The organism is Halobacillus mangrovi (genome assembly GCF_002097535.1).
In the GTDB taxonomy this organism is placed as follows: Bacteria; Bacillota; Bacilli; order Bacillales; family Halobacillaceae; genus Halobacillus; species Halobacillus mangrovi_A.
Genome location: NZ_CP020772.1, coordinates 1,057,081 through 1,081,718 on the forward strand (window position 1 = coordinate 1,057,081; position 24,638 = coordinate 1,081,718).

Consider the following 24,638-nt stretch of genomic DNA (forward strand, 5'->3'; position numbering starts at 1 on the left):
TTCTTTCAGGTGTAAATCCTATAATTCTTAAAAAGAAAGGAAAATAATATGTATAAAATAGCTGTCGCGGGAACAGGATACGTTGGTTTGGTTGCAGGGGTTTGCTTTGCTGAAAAGGGCCATCAAGTAACATGTGTAGATATCGATGAAGAAAAAGTGGAACTAATGAGATCAGGTGTCTCTCCAATATTTGAAGAAGGTTTGGAAGAACTTATGCAAAAAAATTTTGAAGCAGGTCGAATTGATTATACAATTGATTATCGATCTGCTTATAAAGACGCTGATGCAGTTTTCTTGGGCGTGGGAACTCCAGAAAAACCTGATGGATCAGCTGATCTCTCATACATAGCCACAGTTGCTAGACAGGTAGCTGAATCGGTTGAAAATGACTGTTTAGTTGTTGTTAAATCAACAGTGCCCGTAGGTACAAACGATAAAGTTGAGCAATTTATTCAAGACTTTTTAGTTAATGATGTGAAAGTTGAAGTTGCTTCAAACCCTGAATTTTTAGCACAAGGATCTGCGGTTCACGATACTTTATATGCTGAACGGATTATTATAGGTACAGAGAGCGAATGGGCGGAAAATATGCTTAAGAAAATCTATGAACCATTTCATTTACCAATAGTACCTGTTAATAGAAGGTCAGCTGAAATGATTAAGTATGCCTCCAACGATTTCTTGGCTCTGAAAATCTCATATATGAATGATATTGCAAACTTATGTGAACTAGTAGGTGCTGACATACAAGACGTAGCAGAAGGAATGAGTTTTGATGAACGTATTGGAGCGAAGTTTTTAAACGCAGGAATAGGTTTTGGTGGGTCTTGTTTCCCTAAAGATACACAGGCACTCGATTATCTAGCAAAGCAGAATGGATATGAGCTTCAAACAGTGAAGGCAGCAATTGACGTAAACAAAAAGCAAAAGACATTATTATACAAAAAAGCTAGTAACCGTTTAATCACATTTAATGGATTAAAAGTGGCTGTACTCGGATTGACTTTTAAACCAGGAACTGATGATTTACGTGAAGCACCGTCTCTTAGCAATGTACCTCTTTTATTAGAACAAGGTGCTGATATATATGCATTCGATCCAGTAGGTGCCGATAACTTTGCTAACTTGTATCCCGAGGGACCAATAGGACAAGGAAGCATTACTTACGTTCAGAAGCCACAAGAAGCTCTACAAGATGCTAACGTATGTTTTATTTTCACGGAGTGGGGAGAGGTTAAAGGCGTTACACCAGATCAATATAAGAAGTTAATGAGAACCCCTCTTGTTTATGATGGGCGAAATATTTATGGAGTTGAGGACATGAAAAGAGCCGGGGTTGAGTATCACTCAATTGGTAGAGAGCCGGGAAAGGTAGAAGTGACAAGGGAGCCGAAACAGAATGAACTACAGAGCACTAGATACTAATAAAAAATACTTAGTTACTGGAGCAGCAGGCTTTATTGGTTCCTATTTATCGAAGAAGCTTCTTGAACAAGGCTGCGACGTTATTGGTATAGATAATTTAAATGATTATTATGATGTGAATTTAAAATATGATCGATTAGAATTGTTGAAGCCTTATGATACTTTTACATTTATCAAAGGTGATATATCTAACAAAGAAACTATAAACAACCTATTTGATAAAATCCAACCAGATATAGTTGTAAATTTAGCAGCACAAGCAGGGGTAAGGTATTCTATTGAAAATCCTGATGCTTACATGCAAAGTAATGTGATTGGATTCTACAACCTCCTTGAAGCGTGTAGACATTATCCAGTTGATCATTTAATATATGCTTCTTCTAGTTCAGTATATGGTGCTAATAAAAAAGTGCCGTTTGAAGAAACAGATTTCGTGGATCACCCAGTATCATTATATGCATCTACTAAAAAATCAAATGAACTTATGGCCCATACTTATAGCCACCTTTATAATATACCGGCCACTGGTCTTCGCTTTTTTACCGTTTATGGTCCTATGGGCAGACCTGACATGGCTTACTTTGGCTTTGCTGATAAGTATTTCACTGGTCAACCAATTAAGATCTTTAACAATGGTGACTTTGAGAACGATTTGTATAGAGACTTCACTTATATAGATGATATTGTTATTGGAATTGAACGTCTTTTAGGCAATGAGCCTGAGACAGACGGTGCTCCTCATAGAGTCTTTAACATAGGAAATAATAATCCTGAAAAGCTTATGACGTTCATCGAGTCTTTGGAAGTGGCATTGGGTAGTGCGCTAGATAGAAAAGTTGAATTCACTAAAGAGTATGAACCTATTAAGCCTGGTGATGTACCTGCGACATACGCCTCAACTGACTTGTTGCATAAAGAAGTTGGATTTAAACCTGAAACGTCCATTCAAGAAGGATTGCAACGGTTCGCTGATTGGTATGTAGATTATTACAACGTCCGTTAAATATTATGAAATATAAATCAGCGCCTAACTTTCGGTGCGTTAGAGTGTTAAAGGATAGCATGGTATCAATTTTTTCAGATGATATCATGCTTCTTTTACATAATCTATATGTGTGAATGTTCATAAACGCATATTTAGAATTAGTAAATTAGAAGTTTGTATGACCTTCTACAATTAAAGATAGCATCTTTTTAATGGCTTCACTTTTTGTAGGGGCTTCTGTCTTGAAATGGGTTTGTTTCCATTTGGTCATGGCCAGGGTAGGGTTTTGGCCGAGGGGTTCAATACAAAGGGTTGAATTTGAAATGGGGAGGAGGAGATAGTCTTTTTTTAGAGAATCAGTCATCCAACTCCTCCCCTGTGTTTGTCATGTCTATTGTAGGGATTAACTGCTTCGGGTGGACTTCCAGGGCATGAGCCAAGTAGTAGAAATTTGTTATAGAAGGATTTCTACGGCCTCTTTCAATTCCACTAATATACGTAGGGTGCATGTCTGCTCTATAAGCAAGTTCTTCTTGGGAAAGTCCCTGTTTCAATCGTAGATCTCTTAATTGTTTTCCGACGGTTTTTTGAATGAGTTGGCGAGGTATTGGTTTCATATAAAAATGATCGTATGGATCGGCTAGAACAACCATAGACGATGAATCAAGTTTTGGTGTTTTTTTACATATCAATCGATTTTTTTATTGGAAGGAATAAGCAATAGTGTCTTAACTTCCGGGGTTACCTCCACTGCGTTGGAGTGCATTGATAAGAAGAGAATCAGTTTCCTTATTTTTGTAAAGGAACTGTCTTTTTTTATTCCTTTAACTGGATACGACCACTTTTTGATAGTTTTAAAGAGGGGGTACTAGAGATAGAATTCTCTATTTTCATGTGGTCTTGTGCACCCAAAGTGAATTCCCTCTCATTTAAAATATATTCTATTCTTTCCCATGTGAAATATGTTTATAGATTTGTTCGAAAGTAGCGTTGTAGTTTCAAATAATTCTAGATATAATAATAAATTGTATAAGTATGTTAATTATATGGGGTGAAGAGAACTATGAGCCGATTATCGAAGCATAAAAAGAAGAAGGGAAAATGGTGGAAGATCCCATTACTTTTACTAACTCTGATTATTTTGGCCGGGGGTATCTATGTTTACACAGTGTACAGTGGGGCGAAAAGTACCGTAGACGAGAAAATGCACAAGCAAGTCGCTTCTATTAATCATGAATTAACAGAGAAGAAAATGGAGGAACAAAAATCCTTAAATATTCTTTTGATGGGAGTCGACGAAAGAAGTTATGATAGCGGTCGTTCCGATGCCCTTATGGTTTTGACTTTAGATCCATCTAACAATCGAAGTCAATTAGTAAGTATTCCTCGAGACACAAGAACTGAGATGGTTGGAAATGCTCCACAATCAGGTTCTTTAGATAAGATTAACCACGCCTATGCCTTTGGCGGAGCTGATATGGCGATTAATACAGTAGAAAACTTTCTGGATATTGAGTTGGATTATTATGTCAAAGTGAATATGGAAGGTTTAGCTGACCTGGTAAATTCAGTTGGTGGAGTAACCGTACAGAACTCGATAGACTGGGTAGGTACGAATGGCTACCATTATAAAAAAGGACAGCTTACCCTCAACGGTAGTCAAGCTCTTCGATACGTTCGTATGAGATACGAAGATCCAAAAGGGGATCTTGGTCGTAATGAACGGCAACGTCAAATCATAAAAGCGATCGTAGACAAAGGGGCTAGCGTTGGGTCTGTTAACAAAATTGGTGATGTGATGGATGTACTAGGTAACAATGTCACTACCAATATGGACTTTAATACAATGAAAGATTTAATGTTGAACTATCGCAGTGCCCAGAAAGACATGACAACGTATCAAATGACTGGTTCAGGGACTAAGATTAATGGAATTTATTATTTGCAAGTCTCTGATCAAGAGATTCAAGAGGTTCATAATATGATAAAAGAATATAGTTCTTAAGAGTAAGAGGCTGACTTCGAGAGTCAGCCTTTTTTGGTGAAGTTCGGTGTGTATGAAAGAATCGCCTTTAAAACGATGAGGCTGTAGCTATTTCTGGAATTAATTGATAATTAAATAGTGAGAGTGCAAGACTTTCCTATCTTATAGTTTTCTCCTCTACATCCAAACTCGGATGGTATGGAGAACAGTACAGTACTTTCTATTACTTAAAATAGAGGGAATCAAACGAATGACTTGTGATATCAAGCTGCACTAATTACACTTGTTAATAGAATGCTAGATCTCAGAAAGAAGGAGATGGGGGAGTTGGAAAAGCCTCAAAAGAGGAAACAGGATAAACGCTTTAAGATCGCCAACCGCGAAGCGTTAATTGGCGTCGGCTTAGCTATATTCAATTTTATCTGGTGGTTTGCTTTCGCCTACGGCCTGGGTGACCGGTCACCTGAAAACTATACATATGTCTTTGGCTTACCTGCATGGTTTTTTTTCAGTTGTGTGCTCGGATTTGTTGTGATGGTTTTACTCGTTATTTTTGTGGTGAAAGTTTGGTTTGTAGAAGTGCCTTTTGATGAGGAAGAAGGTGAACAGTCATGAACTTGGGTGTAATTATTTCTCTGTTCATTTTTCTAGTCGTCATTTTCATGGTTGGTTTTTGGTCAAGCAGATCATTAAGAAATACAACGGAAGAGTCTTTCTTACAAGAGTATTTCTTAGGAGGTCGTCGATTAGGTGGATTTATTCTTGCCATGACGATGATTGCAACTTATGGTAGTGCGAGTAGTTTTATTGGTGGTCCTGGAGTGGCTTACACGCAAGGACTTGGCTGGGTGCTCCTAGCGATGTCGCAGGTGGTGACTGGTTACTTTGTATTAATGATTCTTGGAAAGAAATTTGCCATTATGGCACGCCGGTATAATGCGGTCACGCTGATCGACTTTTTAAAAGGCCGTTATCAAAGCAAGTGGGTAGTGTTGACAGCCGCATTCAGTATTATTGTTTTCCTTTTCTCAGCCATGGCGGCCCAATGGGTGGGCGGTGCCAGGTTGATAGAGTCTCTGACAGGCTTTAATTATACAACGGCATTGTCCGTCTTTGCTGTATCAGTCCTTGTGTACGTTATTATCGGTGGATTCAGAGCGGTTGCTTTAACAGATACCGTACAGGGAGTGGTCATGTTTGGCGGAACACTCATCTTGTTAATTGCGACCATTTTAGCAGGGGGCGGAATTGGGAGTATCATGGCAGATTTAACTGCTGAGAACCCCAATTTAGTCACTCCTTATGGTGCAGATGGAGGATTAAGCCCAACCTATGTATCTTCCTTCTGGATTCTCGTTGGTGTCGCAGTCGTCGGTTTGCCCCAAGTGACAGTTCGTGCGATGTCCTATAAAAATTCACGCTCCATGCACCAGGCGCTGATTATCGGAACGATTGTTGTTGGCTTTATTATGTTGAATATGCACTTAATTGGTGTATTCGCCCGCCCTATCTTACCTGGGATTGAAGTGGGAGATAAAGTGATGCCACTAATTGCTCAAGAAGTGTTACCACCATGGCTGGCTGGGATCGTACTGGCAGCACCCATGGCCGCGATCATGTCCACGGTAGACTCCCTACTGTTACTTGTAAGTTCTGCGGTTGTGAAAGACGTTTATTTGAATTACATCAAACCAGATGCCTCAACTATGACAGTTAAAAGAATGAGTTTCGGTGTAACAGCAATTCTTGGAATTCTCGTGTTTTTGATGGCCTTGAGCCCACCTGATTTACTCATTTGGCTGAATTTGTTCGCTTTTGGAGGTCTTGAAGCAACATTTATATGGCCGGTTGTTCTTGGACTTTATTGGCAATCAGGGAATAAGTATGGTGCATTAGCTTCGATGGTTGTCGGTATTGTTTCTTATATCATTGTGGATCAGTTTTATCCAAATTTACTTGGCATGCATAATGTGGTCTTTCCGATTATTTTATCCTTAATTGCTTTTGTAACTGTGAGTCTTTTAACAAAGGCATGGGTAAATGATCAGTCAATGACTCAGGAGAAGTTAGAAAGGAGCTTTTAATGATGTTTTATACAAGCATACAGGCAGCGGAAGTTGATCGAGAGAGTTATTTCATCAACACCGACCCGATCTTGCTGGTTTCTATGCTATAGCTGGGAGCCGGTTTAAATTAAATATCAACACTTACCATGTTAGGGTTAGGCAGTTCTGCAGGAGCGGAGCTGTCTATTTTTTATTTACATAGATAATTATGGTTATATACAGTTTATTTTTTTCAATCTTCCATGTTCAGTCGACAATCTTTTCTTTATTTCCCTACTTCTTTTTATGGAATTCTTTTATACTACTACTAATAGTTAATCGAACGCTATTCATTATTGGAGGATGCATAATCCTACATTCACCACCTTAGTTAGGAGGAACGTCATTGAACTTAAAAGATCGTGCTCATAAATATGAATACAAGCTAAACGACACGGATGACCAAATTATTGATTACATTATGGATCATAAGAATGAAGTGATTCAGATGTCGATACAAATGCTGGCGGAAACATTGTACACTGTTCCGAATACGATCATTCGGCTGTCAAAGAAGCTTGGATACGATGGGTTTTCTCAGCTTAAAAACCATTTAAAAGAAGAAGTGAAGGAAGAAGGCTCTTCAGAGGGTTCAACAGTAGAATCCAACATTAAACGAACGATGGAATTAGTCGATTATGATCGTTTGAACAAAGTCGCGGATCACTTACATAAAGCGCGGCGAATTTATATATTTGGGGTCGGAGATACGTTGCCTTTTTGTGAAATCTTATCAACCCATCTTAAGATTGGGGGAAAGACGGCCGAGCATTTTTTGCACCGGCATGATGCGGTGTATGCGGTCAACCATGCGAAAAACCAGGATGTGTTAGTCGTTCTCAGCATGTCCGGAGAAACCAAGCAGATTTTGGAGATTGCAGAGTTAGCGAAAGAAAAAGAAGTGTTGGTTATCTCTTTAACCCACTTTGACCGTAATTCATTACAGAAAATAGCTGACCTGAATTTATTTTTTCACTCACCGAAGAAGAAGCTTGAGAATTACAACGTCTCTGATAAAACTCCAATGATGTTCATGCTGCAGATCCTTTCCAACATTTTCTGGGAAGCGAAATAGGTGTGTATAAATACACATGTTAAGCTGCTTTATCTTGGTGGATGTGTAATTTTTTAAAGAAAAGCAAGCGCTTACTTTTCCTATGCTAGGATGATATCAAGTTAGTCATCCAGCTGAAAGAAGGGAGAAAATCATGGAATTACAAAATTTGACCTCCACAGCTTTGATCCATACGAATGTGTCCTTCACGTCTAAAGATGAGGCCATTCAGTATTTAGTTGAACAGTTAGATCGGGAAGGAAAGCTTCATTCTAAAGAAGAATTCTATCAATCTGTCGTAGAACGTGAAACGTTATCGGCTACCGGCTTTGAGGGAGGGCTCGCGATTCCTCACGGGAAGTCGCCAGCTGTGAAAGAAGCGTCTTTCGCTGTCGCTACTCTTCAATCTCCTTTAGACGATTGGGAAAGCATTGACGAAAACAATAGAGTTGAGCTTGTTATTCTGCTTGCAATTCCTGAAGCGGAGGCAGGTTCTACACATTTGTCGCTCTTATCTGAGCTGATGACGCGTATGGCCGACCCAGCTTATAAGGAACGATTGTTACAAGCAAAGACGAGCAAGGCTTTGTATGCGGCTCTTGATCAAGAAGAGGAAGAAAAAGAACGTGCGGTTTCCCATACAGGTAAAACAATTCTTGCTGTTACGGCCTGTCCAGCAGGAATCGCCCATACCTATATGGCCGCAGAAGCACTTGTACGAGCTGGGAACGATTTCGGAGTCGATGTGCTTGTTGAAAAACAGGGGGCCAATGGAGTAGAAGACCGTATTTCCAAATCACAGGTGGCTAAAGCAGATGCGGTTATTTTCGCCGCAGACGTTGCGGTGAAGGACAAGAAGAGGTTCTCTTCCCTGCCGAAAGTGACGACGACTGTAGCGGCTCCACTGAAAAATGCTGAAGGGTTGTTAAAGGAAGCATTGGACAAGGCAGAGAAAGCTCCCGCTCGTCAAGAGGCTCCCGAAGTAGAAGTGGAAGAAGAACCGGAAGACAAACCGTTTAAAACAGAAATCAAAGACTCGGTCATGACAGGGATTTCTTATATCATTCCGATTATTGTCGCTGGCGGGATGACCCTTGCTTTTGCCGTTCTTGTCTCCCAGGCATTTGGACTGCAGGAAGTCTATGAAACTGAAGGGTCCTGGCTATGGCTCTTACGCCAGTTAGGTGGAAATCTGCTTGGGACACTGATGGTTCCAGTATTAGCGGCTTACATGGCCTACTCTATTGGAGATAAACCAGCACTAGGTCCTGGTTTTGCGGCTGGTATTTGTGCGAATTTAATTGGAAGCGGATTCTTAGGCGGTATGCTAGGTGGTTTACTAGCCGGTTATATCATTAAGTTTTTAAAGAAAAAACTCCAGACTACAGGAACATTTTCAGGCTTTGTAAGCTTTTGGCTTTATCCAGTACTCGGAACACTGTCTGTCGGCTGTATCATGCTGTTTGTCATTGGAGAACCGTTAGCAGCGCTGAACCAGGGGTTAATCAGCTGGCTGGAAGGCATGTCAGGTAAAAATGCAATTCTGCTTGGTGTCATTCTTGGAGCCATGGTTTCCTTTGACTTAGGCGGACCTGTCAACAAAGCTGCTTACACATTCTGTATCGGGGCGATGGCAAGTGGAAACATCATGCCTTATGCAGCATTCGCTTCTGTCAAAATGGTTTCTGCTTTTGGTGTAACAGGCGCGACGATTTTTGGAAAGAAATACTTTACAAAACCAGAACAGGAAATCGGAAAACAGACATGGCTGTTAGGACTGGCTGGAATTACAGAAGGAGCCATTCCGTTTATGATCAAAGATCCATTACGCGTGATTCCATCATTAATTGCAGGGTCTGCAGTTACGGGAGGAATTGTGGCCTACTTTGATATAGGACTCGGTGTACCAGGAGCAGGCATTTTCTCTCTTGCTCTAGTAGAAGGACCTTCGCTGTTCGTAGCAGCTAGTATTTGGTTAGGGGCAGCTCTTATCGGGGCATTCATTTCAATGGTCCTGTTAATCATCACTCGAAAAAACAAGTTAAAAAAGCAGCCTCGTAAACGTAAGGAAAAAAATGATGAAAAGCAAGTTGAAATGAAAGAGGCTGTTAGTTAATCAACATGATAGGATGGGATTCTGTATGAGTGAAATGACTATACAAGATAGGCAAATGAATCATCAAACAGAGAAAAAAGTAAGGACAAAGCAGGTACATGTCGTTCCCCACATGCATTGGGATCGTGAATGGTACTTTTCAACCGAAGAGTCGCGTATCCTACTCGTGAATAATATGGAAGAGATAATGGATCGGTTAGAAAATGATCCTGACTACCCTTATTATGTATTAGACGGACAAACCTCCATTCTTGAAGATTACTTTGATGTGAAACCAGAAAATGAGGAGCGTGTAAGAAAGCTTGTCCAGGAAGGCAAGTTGATCATCGGACCCTGGTACACGCAAACGGATGAAATGGTCGTTGGCGGGGAATCCATTGTGCGCAACTTATTATATGGAATCAAAGATAGCAATAAGTTCGGTGATCCGATGATGATTGGCTATCTTCCGGATTCTTTCGGACAAAGCTCACAAATGCCGCAGATTTTAAACGGCTTCGATATAAAGTATTCAATTTTCTGGAGAGGAACATCTGAGCGTCATGGCACGGATAAGACAGAGTTTTATTGGGAATCTGATGACGGCTCAAAAGTACTCGTACAACTGCTGCCGCTTGGGTATGCGATCGGGAAGTATCTACCGGAAGAAGAAGAAGCTTTGAAGCAAAGAATGGAAAAGTATTTTCCTGTCTTGGACAAAGGAGCAACGTCCGACCATCTTTTGCTCCCGAATGGGCATGACCAAATGCCAATCCAAAAAGATATTTTTCCGATTATGGAAAAATTAAAAAAGCTCTATCCAGAAAGGGAATTTTTCCTCAGTAAATATGAACATATCTTTGCGGAACTTGAGAAGCAAAGTGACCTACCGACAATAAGTGGTGAATTTCTTGATGGAAAATACATGCGTGTCCACAGGAGTATCTACTCGACACGGATGGATATCAAAGCAGCGAACACACGAGTGGAAAACAAGTTGACGAACATCCTTGAGCCTCTGGCGTCAATGGCTTATGATCTTGGGTTCGAATACCATCATGGATTAATCGAATTGATTTGGAAAGAAATCATGAAAAATCACGCCCATGACAGTATCGGCTGCTGCTGTTCGGACAAAGTCCATCAGGAAATCGCCAACCGGTTGTTTCTTGCAGAAGAAAAAACAGATCGCCTGATCGAGTTTTATAAACGGAAAATTGTCGATGCGATCGAGACGGATCAAAGTGGTGATCGGTTGACATTGTTTAACTTTCTCCCTTATGAGCGAGAAGAAGTGGTGACGACTGAAGTAATTTCAAAGTACAAGAACTTTGTACTTGTAGACGAAAATGGCTATCAAGCGGACTTTCAGATTTTAGAAGCAGAAGAAATCGACCCAGGTCTCATTGATCGTCAAATTGTCCACTATGGAAACTATGATCCTTTTATCAAATATCAGATCCAATGGAAAGAAACAGTTCCATCTATGGGCTATCGCACCTTTTTCGTTGAAGAAACTTCTGGCGATATAACGGTAGAAAATGAAGAAGTGCATGCCGTGGAGACCGATTATTATCGCGTCCATGTAAACAATAATGGGACGCTAAGCATTAAGGATAAGCGGTTAGACAAACGGTTTGAGAATGTCCTGCTTCTGGAGGACACTGGAGATGATGGGGATGAGTATGATTACTCCCCACTAGAAAATGATAAGGCGATCTTCAGTACGGATGTCGAAGCGGATATCAAGGTCAGTCAAAACGAGTTTGAAGGACTGATTGATGTTCGGTATGAGCTTCCAGTACCGGAGAATCTAGAAGATAGAAAACAAAAGCTGTTTACAAGTAAAGTAGATATCCACTTACAAATCCGAATTCCTAATCATAAACCTCTGTTAGAAGTAAATGGTGAACTTGAGAATTTAGCCAAAGACCATCGCCTTCGCGCATTTATTCCAACAGGGATTGCTTCCTCTTTTTCCGTGTCGGATAATCAATTCGGCTCGATTAAACGGGATGTTTATGATTCTGCGATGGGTGTATGGGAGGATGAGAACTGGAGCGAGCGTCCGGATGCCATCTATCCAATGTTAAGCTTCGTAGGGTTATCTGATCAAAACCACGGACTGAGTCTGTTGACAAACAGTACAAGAGAGTACGAAATCGTCGGAGAAGATTATGATACGATTGCACTTACGCTGTTCCGCAGTGTGGGTCATTTAGGGAAAGCAGATTTAGTCCGTCGTCCAGGCCGTCCTTCTGGGATCAAACTGCCAACACCGGATTCACAAATGCTAGGAAAACTGTCCCTAGACTTCGCCCTGTACACTCATAAGGGAAGTACGCTGGAATCTGGAGTCGCGCGGGTGGCAAAAGAGTATCTTACTCCGATTCACACGTATAACAAAATTCCTCATAATGCGATGAAGCTGAATGAATCGAAAGTGAAAACGCCAACGTCTTACCAGTTGCTAGAAGAAGAGAACTCTAATGTGGTATTGAGTACGTTGAAGAAAGCTGAGAACGAGGATGCGCTTGTGATCCGAGCTTATAATCCAACAGAGGAGAATCTAACTGGAGCTTTTCGTATTCGCGCAGAATACAATGGAGCTTATGAAGTCAACTTGAATGAAGAGAAGCAATCTTCAATAGAGTTTAGTGAGGGTAAGGTTCAAACTGCGGTAAATTCTAATCAAGTGAAAACAATATTAGTGAAATAAATAAGTGCCTGATTCCCGTCGTGTTATTTCGGTGGGGATTAGGTGCCTTTTTTTGTGAAGTTTAGCGCGTACCAATTGGAAAAAAGTTATTATTGGCTTTATTTGAAAGCAGGATTATTACGCTCCTGTGTAGTAGGTAATACTTACAAGGATCTATATTTTTGGATTCTTGTTACCTATCAGGTTTTCCTCACGATTCTAGTTATCTAGCGAACCTGACAGGGAAAGATATAAGTAAGGAAATGTCTACCTTAAACAAGGAGGAATACACATGGCGGAAGTATCTTCAATGAAGCAAGCAGTCGAGGTGTTACGGCAGAAAGGTCTTTCCAATAGGGACATCCTTAGCAACGTAGATAACAGCCATTTCCCATTTGATGATGAAGAAGTTGTGATGACTTTTATTGATTTACAAATTGAATGTTCCTCTGATCAAGAATTCGACAAGTTAGTGGCTTATTTATACGATTTTGATCTAGAATAGAATACCCCTTTCATAAATTTTGTCGCAAATGCTGTATTTGTCTTTAGGTATTAGTGTTTTTCAATCAAATATAAATAAAAGGTATAATAAAAGAATAGTTCTTACACGAAATACTTGTCATGGGAAAAACCTATGGCAAGTTTTTTTGTTTAAGAGAGTTTTTACTGAGAAATACAAACAATCTTTAATCCTGTGGTAGTTGTAAATGCAATAGCTAGAGCGGGTTTCCAAAGCACAAAAGTTCTATCGTATTGAACCTATGTAAAAGTCGAAATGTAGGTAATAATCACTTTTTTCTGAAAAATTACTGGAAAAATGATATCGCTTACGTTATTATGATAAGTAACTTAGACAGATTGTATACAATCTATGAATACAATGGTGGGGTCAATCATGACAAACAGAAAAAATAATGAAGAATTAGCGTATGAACAGGTGAAAAGAGCTATCATGCTAAAAAAACTGGTGGCAGGTCAACGGATAACTGAGGACTGGGTCAGTAAAGAACTGAAGATGAGCAGGACACCTATACGTGCTGCGTTCAAGCGCTTAGAGAATGAAGGTTTAATTCAATTAGTTCCTAATAAGGGTGCAATCGTGTACAACCCTTCCGATAAAGAATTGGAGGATGTATTTAACCTGCGCGTTGTATTGGAGAAATATGCTGCCCAATTAGCCGTAGCCAACATGAAAGAAGAAGACGTAACTTATATGGAGGATCTTCTAAAAAGAGAAAAAGAAGCTTACAAAGCAAAGGATTTTGAAGCCTTCATGGAAGTGAATGGGCTTATCCATTCTTATCCGGCAGAAATCTCCGGCAACAGTTATTTATTACAAGAAATAAAAACGCTTAACCAGTGGACAGATGGCTATTTAATTCTAAAGGATGATTTTTATATTACTCCGCTTGAAGATGTAAAGTCCATACCAGAGCACGCATGTGTGGTTAATGCGTTTAAAGAACGGGATGTTGATGCTATGTGCCAGGCCATTGAGGCTCACTTATTATCAACGCTGAAGGATTTGTCAGAACGACCATCGATATTCCATTAACTATAGGGAGGTACACAAATGACGTCACACGCATCCATCAATACAAATTTACCAGGACCGATTGCTGGAGATCTATTAGAAAGAAGGCATAACATCGTCCCTGATGCTGTCAGTTACGGAATTCCTACATTTGCCGAAAAAGCAGAGGGAGCAAAAGTTACGGATGTTGATGGGAATACCTTTATCGATTTTGCCGGTGCAATTGGAACCATCAATGTAGGCCACTGCCATCAAAAGGTAAAAGATGCCCTCCATGACCAAGTGGAAAAATTCATTCACACGGGCTTTAATGTCATGATGTATGAGCCTTATATTGCACTTGCTGAAAGGTTGGCTGAACTTGCCCCTGGGGATCATGACAAAAAAGTACTCTTACAAAATAGTGGAGCGGAAGCGGTGGAAAACGCAGTTAAGGTTGCTCGCAAGTACACAGGAAGGCAAGGTATTGTCACTTTTGCAAACGCTTTCCACGGCCGTACCCTAATGACCATGTCCATGACCAGTAAGGTGAAACCGTATAAATTTGAATTTGGTCCCTTTGCTCCTGAAGTGTATAAGGCCCCTTTTCCATATGCTTATCGCCGTCCTAAGGAGATGAGTGAAGAAGCGTATATTGATTACATGATAGAACAATTCAACAATTTTCTAATTAGTGAAGTAGCTCCTGAGACAATCGCGGCCGTTGTGATGGAACCAGTTCAGGGAGAAGGCGGCTTCATCGTACCAGATAAGAGGTTTGTACAAGCAGTGAGAAAACTGTGTGAACAACATGGAATTCTGTTTATTGCAGATGAAATCCAAACAGGATTCGGCCGTACTGGAAGCTATTTTGCTTCAGAGCACTTCGATATTGTCCCTGATATCATTACGGTCTCTAAATCCTTAGGAGCTGGCACCCCGATTAGTGGTGTGATTGGCAGAAGAGAAGTTATGGATGCTGCCAACGCTGGGGAGTTGGGTGGAACATACAGTGGAAACCCTTTGGGATGTCGTGCAGCACTTGCTGCGATTGACATCATTGAGGAGGAAAGATTAAATTCACGCGCCAATGCTATCGGACAGCGAGTAAAAGGGTTTTTCCATCAGCTAGCAGAAGAGCTGGATTGTATAGGGGATGTACGTGGGTTAGGTGCGATGGTTGCCGTGGAAGTAGTAAGCGATAAAGAAAACAAGACAGCAGATAAGACACTTGCCGGTAGGATTATTTCAGATGCCCAGCAAAATGGATTGTTGATCCTTGGCGCAGGAGTGTATGGAAATGTCATTCGCTTCTTAATGCCGCTTGTCATTAGTGATGAGGAATTGGATGAAGGATTGTCTATTCTTGAAAATTCCTTCCGTACCATCTTAGAAAAAGCAGTTGACTAAATAGTGGATATGGAAGGTTCTTTAAATATTGGAGAGAGGTGATTGAACAATGAACGATTTTATTACCCGTTACAGTTATGGCGGAGATGAATTCATCTTTGTTGAAATGAGTGAAGACATGAATCTCGAAGTAAACTTTCAAGCCATGGCTATCACTGAAAAGTTGAAAAAGAAAAACATTCCAGGCGTGCTGGACATCTGTCCTTCCAATGCCTCTTATATGGTCCGTTACAATCCAGATGAATTAGCAGCGGATGACTTGATTAACGAGTTGAAACAACTGGAGAGCTCTGTCGAAAATCTTGATGATGTTGTGATTAACTCACGCTTAGTCGATGTACCCGTTCTATTTGAAGATCCTTGGACACATGAAGCCGTTATGCAGTTTCGGGATCGTCACCAGGATCCTGAATCTACGGACATTGAATATGCGGCCAGAATAAATGGCTATGATTCCAAAGAAGAATTCATTGAGGCGATTACGGGTTCACCGTTTCTTGTATCAATGATTGGATTTGTGCCGGGACTGCCATTCTGTTTCCAAATTGTTCCTCGCGAAAAGCAAATTGAAGTACCAAAATATGTTCGTCCACGAACTTTTACACCGGAAAGATGCTTCGGGTTTGGAGGAGGATTTTCCGTTGTTTACCCTGTGCAAGGTGCGGGTGGCTACCAGATGTTTGGTATTTCAGCAACACCTGTATTTGACAAAGAACAAAAGCTTCCAGATTTTCAGGAATCAATGGTGTTCCCGCGTCAAGGAGATATTTTCCGGTACCGTTCTGTGTCACGAGAAGAATATGACGCCATTCGCGAACAGGTGGAAGCTGGGACATTTGAATATAGGAAAAAGGAGTTCCAATTCAAGCCTGATGATGTGTTGAAAGACCCAGATGCATTTTCTCAAGAGGTTTTGAGGAGGTTATATAATGATTAAGGTATTAAAACCAGGGTTGCAAACGACAGTACAGGATGATGGAAGGATCGGTTACTACGAGACAGGAATGCCTCCATCTGGTGCACTAGACCAATATTCTTATGGAATTGCAAACATGCTTGTAGGAAATGATAAGGGTGCAGCTTGTTTGGAGATTACGATGATGGGACCTGAACTTGCTTTTGAAAAGAATAGCACGATCGCCATTACTGGAGCCACTATTCCGCCAAAAGTAAATGGAGAAGACGTCCCAATGTGGGAAACTCTTGAAGTCAAGGCAGGAGACGTATTGTCCTTTGATTTCGTAAAAAAAGGAGCAAGAGCTTACTTGGCAGTCGCTGGAGGAATTGATGTCCCTGTGATCATGGACTCTAGATCCACTTATACCCTATGTGGAATCGGAGGCTATGAGGGAAGGGCATTGGCAGCAGATGATTCCTTGTCCATTGGGAGCATGAAAGAAAAAGACGTTAAGATAGGTACTTCTGTTCCAGAGCAATATATCCCTCAATTTACAAACAAACATGATATCCGCATTATTATCGGTTTGTGTAGCTATCGACTAACCGAAGAAAGCAAACAGAAATTTCTTGATTTAGAATGGACCGTAACGCCAGAAGCTAACCGTGTGGGTTACCGATTGAAAGGAGAGCGCTTGGACTTTGTTCCACGTGAGCAGCCGTTCGGTGCAGGCAGCAATCCATCCAATGTCGTTGATCTCGGGTACCCTATCGGTTCCATCCAAATACCGGATGGCGTTGAACCCATAGCCCTATTGAATGATGCCGTTACAGGTGGGGGCTATGCGACTGTGGCCACGATCATCAGTACAGATTTGAACCGCATTGCCCAGGCAAAGACAAACGAAAAGATCAAATTCGTTTCTGTCACTCTTGAAGAGGCACTGGAAGCACGTAAAGAGACCAAGCAGAATTTAGAAGAAATCAGAAACTTAATCCATACCAATTAAAAAGGAGCAATTAACTATGAGTGAGATCGTATCCCCGTTACCAGGAGTATTTTATCGTAGACCAGCACCAGAAAAACCACTGTATGTCGAGGAAGGGAAAGCTGTTAAAGCTGGAGATGCTGTAGGACTTGTGGAAGTTATGAAAAGCTTCCAAGAAATTAAAGCTGAAGCTGACGGAGTCATCAAAAGTATCAAAGTAGAAGATGGCGATGTAGTAGAAGCTGGACAAGTCATTGCAGAACTAGAATAACTTTGAAATTGGGGAGTGGAGATATGCCTTATTTTAATAAAATTCTAATTGCTAATCGTGGAGAGATTGCACGTCGTATCATTCGTACATGTAACAGACTGGGGATTGAGACTGTTGCAGTGTACTCCGATGCTGACGAAGATACACCGTTTGTGAGAGAAGCGAGCGAAGCCTATTCGATCGGTCCCTCACAGGCTTCCAAAAGTTATTTGGACATAAATAAGATATTGGACGTGGCAAAGAAATCGGGAGCAGAAGCCATCCATCCTGGCTACGGATTCTTATCTGAAAATGCGAAATTCGCAAAAAGCTGTGAAGAAGCTGGAATTACCTTTATTGGGCCGGATGCCGACAAGATCGAATTAATGGGAGATAAAATTGAAGCCCGACGTCATATGAAAAAGGCAGGGGTTCCGGTCGTTCCAGGCTGGGATGGGCAATTAGATTCTGTTGAACATGCCAAAGAGATTGCAAATGATCTCGGCTATCCACTTATGTTAAAAGCAAGTGCTGGTGGCGGTGGAATCGGCATGCACGTTGTTCAAAATGAAGCAGAGTTAGAGAAATCCTTTTCTTCTGCTAAACAGACCGCCGGTTCATCTTTTGGAGATGACACTGTCTTTCTTGAAAGGTTTATTTCTAAAGCCCGTCACATTGAAGTACAAGTCATTGCAGACAATGAAGGAAATACTTTGCACTTATTCGAGCGTGAATGTTCCATTCAGCGCAGAAATCAAAAAGTGGTAGAAGAGAGTCCTTCACCATTCTTGAATGAAAAACTGCGCGGACAGCTTTGCGAAAGCGCAGTCAAAGGTGTCAAAGAAATCGGATATACAAACGCAGGGACGATGGAATTCATTTTTGATGATGACACAGGAGATTATTATTTCCTTGAAATGAATACCCGTCTTCAAGTGGAACATCCAGTTACAGAAGAAATTACTGGATTGGATCTTGTGGAGCTGCAGCTAAGAATCGCTGCAAACCAACCTTTGAATATTACTCAGGATGAGGTTACAAAGAGCGGTTATGCCGTTGAAGCCCGTCTTTATGCTGAAGACCCTGAGACATATTTTCCTTCTCCGGGTAAGCTGAACACATTCAAGCTGCCGGAAGAATTAGGTCGATTTGACGTTGCCTATGAGGAAGGGAATACAGTGTCCCCATTTTATGATCCAATGGTTGGGAAAATTATCGTTCATGGCAAGGATAGAAATGAAGTATTTGATAGGCTGGAAGAGATTATTGAGCAGACAGAAATAGAAGGAATAAAAACAAATCTCTCTCTTTTCAAAGAATTAGTGAATGAATCGGATTTCAGGGAAGGGAGATACACAACCGATTACTTGCAAACTAGGAAACAAGGAAAGGAGGAAGTTAAGTGAAGGTAGATTTGAATTGCGATATGGGAGAAAGCTTTGGTATGTATGAGTTAGGCAATGACGAAGGAATGATGCCATATATTACTTCAGCGAATATTGCTTGCGGATATCATGCTGGAGATCCCACGATTATGAGGAAGACAATAGAACTTGCGAAAGAACACAACGTTCAAATCGGTGCACATCCATCTTTTCCCGATTTAATGGGCTTTGGCCGCAGGCATATGAACTGTACGGCTTCTGAAATAAAAGACTATGTTCTCTATCAATTAGGGGCTTTACGAGAGTTCGCTCGGGCTAATGGTGTTCCTATCGCCCATTGCAAACCCCACGGTGCCCTTTATATGATGGCTATGGAAGACGAGAAGGTAGCAAAAGCCATTCTTGAAGGGATCGCAAAAACGGATGACAACATGATCGTTTTTGCCATGAACAACTCCGCCGTCGTTGAAGTTGGAGAAAAAATGGGGGTTCGTGTCGCTAAAGAGACCTACTCAGATCGTGAACACACGGAAACAGGATCCATCATCATGACCCGTAAAGGTTCAGAAATAGGGGATTATGATTCTATGGCAGACCGCGTCGTCCGAATGGTCAAGGAAGGGAAAGTTACCGCCCACACTGGAAACGATGCGGATGTAATTGCAGAAACCGTCTGCATTCATGGAGATACTCCAGGCGCAGTTAAATTAGCGAAAACGGTTCATGAGAAACTTACCCATAACGGTGTCGAAGTAGCACCTATTCAAAACATTCTTTAATAATTGCTTAATCTAGCCTTCTAACTATAAGTGCCTGTCTCCCATTTCATGATGATGGGGACAGGCACTTATAGTGTAGTTCTCTTTCGAAGAGCCGCATAAATAAACTTCTATAATTGATGAATAAATACAAAGGGGGATGACAATGGAAACGTTGAAATACTTGAATTATTTAGATGGGCAGTGGATAGGAGAAGAGGCAGACACCTTTGAGGTCAGTAACCCTGCGACGAACGAAGTTATCGGAACTATGTCGCTGGGCACAAAGGGAGACTTACAGAGAGCTATTGAAGGAGCGCAGACAGCCTTTGATGAATGGAAGGAACTCCCGGCAGAGGAAAGAGCACGATACCTAGAAGAGTTCTATCACAAAGTGCTGGACCGAAAAGAAGAAATCGCCAGGATGATCACATTAGAAAATGGAAAACCTCTGAAGGAAGCAAGAGGAGAAGTTATGTATGCCGCTTCCTTTATTAAATGGTACGCGGAAGAGGGAAGAAGGATTTATGGCAAAACCATCCCTTCTAAAAGTGCGGAGCAACGCATTCAGGTAATTAAACAACCAGTTGGGGTGGTTGCTGCCATTACTCCATGGAATTTCCCTGCAGCGATGATCACGAGAAAATTGGCTCCCGCCCTTGCCGCAGGCTGTACATTCATTGTCAAACCACCAAAAGAAACACCATTGACTGCTGCCTTATTTATGGAGTGTGCCGAAGAAGCAGGTATTCCGAAGGGTGTTGTGAATATGGTCCTCACTCCTGATGAGGTCTTTAGTGAAACCATTCAAAAGAGTGATGCCGTTCGTAAATTGACCTTCACAGGATCCACTGAAGTAGGCAGACTTCTTATGAAGCAAAGTGCCGATTCCATCAAGAATATTTCGCTTGAACTTGGCGGGCAGGCACCGCTCATTGTTCTAAACTATGCAGATGTAGAAAAAGCGGTAGAAGGGACGATGGCCTCCAAATTCAGAAATGCTGGACAGACCTGCATCTGCGCGAACCGCTTATATGTGCAGGAAAGGATTTATGATGAGTTTGTGAGCAAATTAAAGGAAAAGGTAGAAGAGTTAAACGTAGGCAACGGACTTGAAGAACAAGTAGACATTGGTCCTGTCATTAATCAGAAGGGGTATGAAAAAGTAGTACGTCACGTAGAGGATGCACTAGAAAAAGGGGCAGAAGTCGTGGTTGGCGGCAAAGGATATCAAGAAGAATCCCTAAGTGGAAACTTTTATGCTCCTACCCTTTTACTTAATACGAACGAAGACATGCTCTGCATGACGGAAGAAACCTTTGGTCCGGTTGTCCCTGTACAAAAAGTCAAATCTGATGAAGAAGCTGTCCGGCTCGCTAATGAAACACCGTTCGGCTTAGCTGCCTATTTCTTCACAGAGAACATGAGCCGTGGCACTAAAATTGCTGAAGCTTTGGAGTATGGCATTGTCGGATGGAACAATGGTGCCCCTTCTGCAGCCCAGGCCCCATTTGGTGGGATGAAACAGAGCGGTCTAGGAAGAGAAGGCGGGGCTGAAGGAATCGAGGCTTTCTTAGAAACGAAATATTTGTCCATCGGAATATAAAATAGCACATAGAACCAGCATCCTGAGGAGGGTGCTGGTCTTAATTTTATCTAGAGATTAAATTGAAAAATCCTGATAGTGCTGAACTCTTTATTGTGAACGATTAGAAACAGTGGGTTCGCGTTTATTTCCGACTCATAAAATTTGAACACACCTCATTAATCAATAAGGTATATTTTAGAAACAGGGTTGTAAAACGTTTTCATTCTATGTATAATTCAAACCAAGTTAAAAATCCAAAACGTTTTGGAAAGGAAAATGAAGAGAGCTATGGCGACCATCAAAGATATCGCAAAACTCGCCGGAGTTTCCGTTACAACGGTATCACGAGCTTTGAACGGCTATTCCGATGTAAATGCGAAAACAAGAAAGCGCATCGAAGAAATTGCAAAAGAGATCGAATACAGCCCGAACGCTTTGGCAAGAAGTCTTGTGATGAATAAGACAAAGACCATCGGTTTGCTTGTATCCGGCCTTTCCAGGGAAGGCGCAAAGGATAACATTGTATTCGACGTGCTGACAGGCATCAATGAATACTGCGGTGCAGAAGAATATGACCTTGTTCTTTTTAATACGACGACCTCGAAGCAGAAGGAAAAGACTTATGCTCAGCTATGCAGAGAGCGCCGAGTGGAAGGAGTCATTGTTCAGGGAATTAAAAATGACGATCCGTATCTTCAAGAGATTTTTGACAGCAATATCCCATGCGTTCTCATTGATGTGCCAGTTGAGAGTGAAACAGCAGGGTATGTCACAACGGATAACGTGGATGGATTAATGAAAGCAGTAAGGCATCTTGTCGAGCTTGGACATGAGAACATAGCCATGATGAATGGCCATGATCAGGCTTTTGTAAGTAAAGAACGATTCAAAGGATTTGAACTGGGGATGCTTGAAGCTGGCCTTTCTGTTCGCAAAGAATGGATTTGCAATGGGGAATACAGCGAAAGAAAAGCGCAGGAAGTCGCATTACAGCTATTAACCACTTATCCTGAGATTACTGCTGTTGTCTGTGCGAGTGATCTCATGGCGCTTGGGGTAGTGCGTGCAGCTGAAGAGCTGGGACGAAAAGTGCCTGATCAACTATCCGTAACAGGTTACGATGACATTACACTTGCTTCTTACGTGACGCCGGCGCTTACGACTGTGGCACAGGATTGGTTCCGAATGGGATATGCCGCCGCGGATCTGCTGCTTAGCATTCTCCAACAAAAATCGGTAGACAGGGTACGATTGATTGAAAATGAATTAAAAATAAGAAATACAACAAAAGAAAGAGTGTAATTTTTTTTTAAAGAATATCCAAAACGTTTCGGTATATTTTTTTAAGCTACAACCAAAACGTTTCGGGTGAAGGGGTGTAGGAATGGATTACCGTGTTTTGAAAGATAATGAGCTATTTTTACTTACTAATAAGAGTGGAGATATTCCACTTGACCATCCGTATGGACTTGGGTTGTACAAACAGGACACTCGGTTTTTAAGCGAAATGTCGCTGACGATTAACAGAGAACCATTAATCCTGTTGAAATCTGAGGCGGGTGGAACCTATGAATCTTCCATTCTATTAACGAATCCGCACATGGAAAAGGACGGAGAGATTGAGCTGTGGAGGGAATCGATTGAAATTGAGCGCTTCCGCTACATTTCGGATGATGTTCTTTATGAAACGATTCGGGCGAAAAGCTACTATCCAACGCCTATCCGTTTTTCATTGGAACTTTCGTTTGAAGCGGACTTTGCTGACATGTTTATCGTTCGCGGGTTCCAACACGGTGAAGTCGGAACAAAGCAGGAAACGAAAGTTGAAGATGACCGATTGATTTTCGGTTACGATGGTTCAGATCAAATCAATCGCTCCACTGAGGTGATTTGGGAATCGACTACAGGAGCTAAGGCAGAAGGCAGCACGATTACGTTTCCATTTGAATTAGCTCATGAAGAAGTGAAGGAAGTAACGGTGCGAGTCGTCCCGCTAGTCGGAGAAGAGAAGAAAGATTCGCTTCCTGCTTCTGAAGCGTTTCAGAACCTTAAAGAAACGTACGAAGAGTGGAATGAAAACGTCACGAAAGTCATCACCGATCATACGCCGTTGAACCGATTGATTGAACGGGGGGGTCAGGATCTTCGAGCGTTGTCTACGGATGTCGGTTTCGGGCCATTCTTTGTCGCTGGACTTCCATGGTTTGGTGTTCCATTTGGACGTGATAGTATGATTGCTGCCCTTCAGACGCTCCCGTTCCAACCGGAAATTGCCAAAGGAACATTACGTACGTTGGCCCATTATCAAGGCACAAAGAAAGATGAATGGCGAGATGAAGAACCAGGAAAAATCATGCATGAAATTCGATATGGTGAATTGGCCAATACCAATCAGGTTCCTTTCACCCCTTACTATGGAACGATTGATGCGACACCGCTGTTTCTAATCCTGTTAACAGAATACGTAAGATGGTCGAAAGATCTGGATTTGTTTAAAGAGCTTTCACCTAATGTTGAAAGCGCTATCGAATGGATCGATCAGTACGGCGATCGTGATGGGGATGGGTTTATTGAGTATCATCAGGAATCCAGTAAAGGCATTGCCAATCAAGGGTGGAAGGACTCAGCAGATTCGATCGTCCATCGAAACGGGGAGTATGCCAAATCGCCAATCGCTTTAGCCGAGGTTCAAGGATATGTGTACCAGGCACGCCTCGGGATTGCCGAGTTGTACGAAGCCTCGGGATCTACTGAAAAAGCGGAAAAGCTGAATGCTCAGGCAGCCGACTTAAAGAAAAAATTCAATGAAGCTTTCTGGATGGATGATGTCGGCTTTTATGCAATTGCTCTCGATGAACATAAAAAACAGGTGGGTACGATTACATCCAATCCTGGACACGCCTTGTATGCCGGCTTGATTGATGAAGATAAAGAGGAACAAGTGTTAGATTCCCTGGTTTCATCTAAGATGTTCTCGGGATATGGAATCCGCACGATGGCGGAAGGTGAAGCTGGATACAATCCGATGAGCTATCACGATGGAAGTGTCTGGCCGCATGATAACAGCATGATTCTGCTTGGGATGGGATATGTTCAAGGAAACAAGCAAGCTAATATTGTCATCGAAGGACTGATTGAGGCTTCCCGTTCGTTTGAATATGAACGCCTGCCGGAATTGTTCTGTGGATATGGGAGGGAAGAGGGAAAACCGGTCCCTTATCCGGTTGCTTGTTCCCCGCAAGCCTGGGCTGCAGGAACGCCTTTAACCTTTATCCGCACGATGCTTGGACTGTATCCTACGTATGACAGCAAGGAGATTACACTATCGCCGAGCTTCGTAAACGGCTTGAATGAAATGTCGGTACAGGGCCTGCCATTAGCCGGGGGAAGGGTCTCTTTTACTGTTATACGAAAAGGAGATCAGTACGAAATTGACGTTGCAGAGAACTCGACTGGTTTGAATGTAAGTATTCACTCAGATTCAAAAATTCACGTATAA

The 24,638-nt window shown here is 41.7% G+C and carries 21 protein-coding genes; 19 read left to right on the top strand and 2 right to left on the bottom strand.

Annotated features, from left to right (window positions below; translation table 11 throughout):
• The first annotated feature begins 48 nt into the window (after positions 1-48).
• A complete protein-coding gene (locus HM131_RS05160) occupies positions 49-1,425 on the top strand; it encodes a UDP-glucose dehydrogenase family protein (RefSeq protein WP_085028618.1) in 1,377 nt (458 codons plus the stop codon).
• Entirely contained in the window at positions 1,400-2,428 is a 1,029-nt protein-coding gene (locus HM131_RS05165; RefSeq protein WP_085028620.1) for an SDR family NAD(P)-dependent oxidoreductase, read from the top strand. The genes HM131_RS05160 and HM131_RS05165 overlap by 26 nt, the downstream gene beginning before the upstream one ends.
• Positions 2,429-2,576: 148 nt before the next feature.
• Here the strand turns inward: HM131_RS05165 and HM131_RS05170 are convergent, their stop codons facing one another.
• Both HM131_RS05170 and HM131_RS05175 read right to left on the bottom strand, forming a co-directional pair.
• Positions 2,577-2,774 carry a hypothetical protein gene (locus tag HM131_RS05170; RefSeq protein WP_085028622.1) on the bottom strand — a complete coding sequence of 66 codons (198 nt, stop codon included), beginning with the start codon at positions 2,772-2,774 and terminating at the stop codon, positions 2,577-2,579.
• The gene (locus tag HM131_RS05175) at positions 2,767-3,063 is read right to left on the bottom strand and encodes a helix-turn-helix domain-containing protein (RefSeq protein ID WP_408607107.1); all 297 of its coding nucleotides are present in this window, start codon (positions 3,061-3,063) and stop codon (positions 2,767-2,769) included. The genes HM131_RS05170 and HM131_RS05175 overlap by 8 nt, the downstream gene beginning before the upstream one ends.
• 410 nt (positions 3,064-3,473) lie before the next feature.
• On the opposite strand from HM131_RS05175, the gene HM131_RS05180 reads away from it, so the two are divergent.
• The 17 genes from HM131_RS05180 (at position 3,474) to HM131_RS05260 (ending at position 24,638) form a co-directional block, all read left to right on the top strand.
• The gene (locus HM131_RS05180) at positions 3,474-4,415 is read left to right on the top strand and encodes an LCP family glycopolymer transferase (protein WP_085028624.1); all 942 of its coding nucleotides are present in this window, start codon (positions 3,474-3,476) and stop codon (positions 4,413-4,415) included.
• Between the two features lie 306 nt (positions 4,416-4,721).
• Positions 4,722-5,009, top strand: a complete 288-nt coding sequence (locus HM131_RS05185) for a YhdT family protein (RefSeq protein WP_232324875.1) — start codon at positions 4,722-4,724, stop codon at positions 5,007-5,009.
• Complete coding sequence (gene panF, locus HM131_RS05190) at positions 5,006-6,478, top strand: sodium/pantothenate symporter (protein ID WP_085028629.1); 1,473 nt, start codon at positions 5,006-5,008, stop codon at positions 6,476-6,478. The genes HM131_RS05185 and panF overlap by 4 nt, the downstream gene beginning before the upstream one ends.
• Positions 6,479-6,845: 367 nt before the next feature.
• Positions 6,846-7,574 (top strand): MurR/RpiR family transcriptional regulator, encoded by a 729-nt coding sequence (locus HM131_RS05195; RefSeq protein WP_085028631.1) that lies wholly within the window; start codon positions 6,846-6,848, stop codon positions 7,572-7,574.
• Between the two features lie 133 nt (positions 7,575-7,707).
• Entirely contained in the window at positions 7,708-9,669 is a 1,962-nt protein-coding gene (mngA, locus tag HM131_RS05200; RefSeq protein WP_085028633.1) for a PTS 2-O-a-mannosyl-D-glycerate transporter subunit IIABC, read from the top strand.
• Between the two features lie 25 nt (positions 9,670-9,694).
• Positions 9,695-12,367 carry a mannosylglycerate hydrolase gene (gene mngB, locus HM131_RS05205; protein ID WP_232324876.1) on the top strand — a complete coding sequence of 891 codons (2,673 nt, stop codon included), beginning with the start codon at positions 9,695-9,697 and terminating at the stop codon, positions 12,365-12,367.
• A gap of 271 nt (positions 12,368-12,638) precedes the next feature.
• Complete coding sequence (locus HM131_RS05210) at positions 12,639-12,851, top strand: hypothetical protein (RefSeq protein ID WP_085028636.1); 213 nt, start codon at positions 12,639-12,641, stop codon at positions 12,849-12,851.
• 393 nt (positions 12,852-13,244) lie between these two features.
• Entirely contained in the window at positions 13,245-13,904 is a 660-nt protein-coding gene (locus HM131_RS05215) for a GntR family transcriptional regulator (protein ID WP_085028638.1), read from the top strand.
• A gap of 18 nt (positions 13,905-13,922) precedes the next feature.
• Positions 13,923-15,272, top strand: coding sequence for a 4-aminobutyrate--2-oxoglutarate transaminase (gabT, locus tag HM131_RS05220; RefSeq protein WP_085028641.1), 1,350 nt, complete (start codon positions 13,923-13,925; stop codon positions 15,270-15,272).
• A 49-nt stretch (positions 15,273-15,321) separates the two neighbouring features.
• A complete protein-coding gene (locus HM131_RS05225; RefSeq protein WP_085028643.1) occupies positions 15,322-16,209 on the top strand; it encodes a 5-oxoprolinase subunit B family protein in 888 nt (295 codons plus the stop codon).
• Positions 16,202-17,179 carry a 5-oxoprolinase subunit C family protein gene (locus HM131_RS05230; protein WP_085028645.1) on the top strand — a complete coding sequence of 326 codons (978 nt, stop codon included), beginning with the start codon at positions 16,202-16,204 and terminating at the stop codon, positions 17,177-17,179. The genes HM131_RS05225 and HM131_RS05230 overlap by 8 nt, the downstream gene beginning before the upstream one ends.
• Positions 17,180-17,195: 16 nt before the next feature.
• Positions 17,196-17,429, top strand: coding sequence for an acetyl-CoA carboxylase (locus HM131_RS05235; protein WP_035545477.1), 234 nt, complete (start codon positions 17,196-17,198; stop codon positions 17,427-17,429).
• 23 nt (positions 17,430-17,452) lie between these two features.
• On the top strand, positions 17,453-18,814 hold the full coding sequence (locus HM131_RS05240; protein ID WP_085028648.1) for an acetyl-CoA carboxylase biotin carboxylase subunit: 1,362 nt from the start codon (positions 17,453-17,455) through the stop codon (positions 18,812-18,814).
• Positions 18,811-19,572, top strand: coding sequence for a LamB/YcsF family protein (locus tag HM131_RS05245; protein ID WP_085028650.1), 762 nt, complete (start codon positions 18,811-18,813; stop codon positions 19,570-19,572). Before HM131_RS05240 ends, HM131_RS05245 begins: the two co-directional genes overlap by 4 nt.
• Before the next feature lie 139 nt (positions 19,573-19,711).
• On the top strand, positions 19,712-21,157 hold the full coding sequence (locus HM131_RS05250) for an NAD-dependent succinate-semialdehyde dehydrogenase (RefSeq protein WP_085028652.1): 1,446 nt from the start codon (positions 19,712-19,714) through the stop codon (positions 21,155-21,157).
• Between the two features lie 270 nt (positions 21,158-21,427).
• On the top strand, positions 21,428-22,441 hold the full coding sequence (locus tag HM131_RS05255) for a LacI family DNA-binding transcriptional regulator (RefSeq protein ID WP_085028653.1): 1,014 nt from the start codon (positions 21,428-21,430) through the stop codon (positions 22,439-22,441).
• Positions 22,442-22,523: 82 nt separating this feature from the next.
• Entirely contained in the window at positions 22,524-24,638 is a 2,115-nt protein-coding gene (locus HM131_RS05260; protein WP_085028655.1) for an amylo-alpha-1,6-glucosidase, read from the top strand.

What these genes read in the sequence shown, in the direction of transcription:
- HM131_RS05215 (WP_085028638.1), top strand. Translation starts at nt 13,245, where the DNA reads ATGACAAACAGAAAAAATAATGAAGAATTAGCGTATGAACAGGTGAAA.
- HM131_RS05210 (WP_085028636.1), top strand. Translation starts at nt 12,639, where the DNA reads ATGGCGGAAGTATCTTCAATGAAGCAAGCAGTCGAGGTGTTACGGCAG.
- HM131_RS05175 (WP_408607107.1), bottom strand. Translation starts at nt 3,063, where the DNA reads ATGGTTGTTCTAGCCGATCCATACGATCATTTTTATATGAAACCAATA.
- gabT (WP_085028641.1), top strand. Translation starts at nt 13,923, where the DNA reads ATGACGTCACACGCATCCATCAATACAAATTTACCAGGACCGATTGCT.
- HM131_RS05255 (WP_085028653.1), top strand. Translation starts at nt 21,428, where the DNA reads ATGGCGACCATCAAAGATATCGCAAAACTCGCCGGAGTTTCCGTTACA.
- HM131_RS05165 (WP_085028620.1), top strand. Translation starts at nt 1,400, where the DNA reads ATGAACTACAGAGCACTAGATACTAATAAAAAATACTTAGTTACTGGA.
- HM131_RS05235 (WP_035545477.1), top strand. Translation starts at nt 17,196, where the DNA reads ATGAGTGAGATCGTATCCCCGTTACCAGGAGTATTTTATCGTAGACCA.
- mngB (WP_232324876.1), top strand. Translation starts at nt 9,695, where the DNA reads ATGAGTGAAATGACTATACAAGATAGGCAAATGAATCATCAAACAGAG.
- mngA (WP_085028633.1), top strand. Translation starts at nt 7,708, where the DNA reads ATGGAATTACAAAATTTGACCTCCACAGCTTTGATCCATACGAATGTG.
- HM131_RS05170 (WP_085028622.1), bottom strand. Translation starts at nt 2,774, where the DNA reads ATGACTGATTCTCTAAAAAAAGACTATCTCCTCCTCCCCATTTCAAAT.
- HM131_RS05230 (WP_085028645.1), top strand. Translation starts at nt 16,202, where the DNA reads ATGATTAAGGTATTAAAACCAGGGTTGCAAACGACAGTACAGGATGAT.
- HM131_RS05225 (WP_085028643.1), top strand. Translation starts at nt 15,322, where the DNA reads ATGAACGATTTTATTACCCGTTACAGTTATGGCGGAGATGAATTCATC.
- HM131_RS05180 (WP_085028624.1), top strand. Translation starts at nt 3,474, where the DNA reads ATGAGCCGATTATCGAAGCATAAAAAGAAGAAGGGAAAATGGTGGAAG.
- HM131_RS05160 (WP_085028618.1), top strand. Translation starts at nt 49, where the DNA reads ATGTATAAAATAGCTGTCGCGGGAACAGGATACGTTGGTTTGGTTGCA.
- HM131_RS05250 (WP_085028652.1), top strand. Translation starts at nt 19,712, where the DNA reads ATGACAATGGAAACGTTGAAATACTTGAATTATTTAGATGGGCAGTGG.
- HM131_RS05240 (WP_085028648.1), top strand. Translation starts at nt 17,453, where the DNA reads ATGCCTTATTTTAATAAAATTCTAATTGCTAATCGTGGAGAGATTGCA.
- panF (WP_085028629.1), top strand. Translation starts at nt 5,006, where the DNA reads ATGAACTTGGGTGTAATTATTTCTCTGTTCATTTTTCTAGTCGTCATT.
- HM131_RS05260 (WP_085028655.1), top strand. Translation starts at nt 22,524, where the DNA reads ATGGATTACCGTGTTTTGAAAGATAATGAGCTATTTTTACTTACTAAT.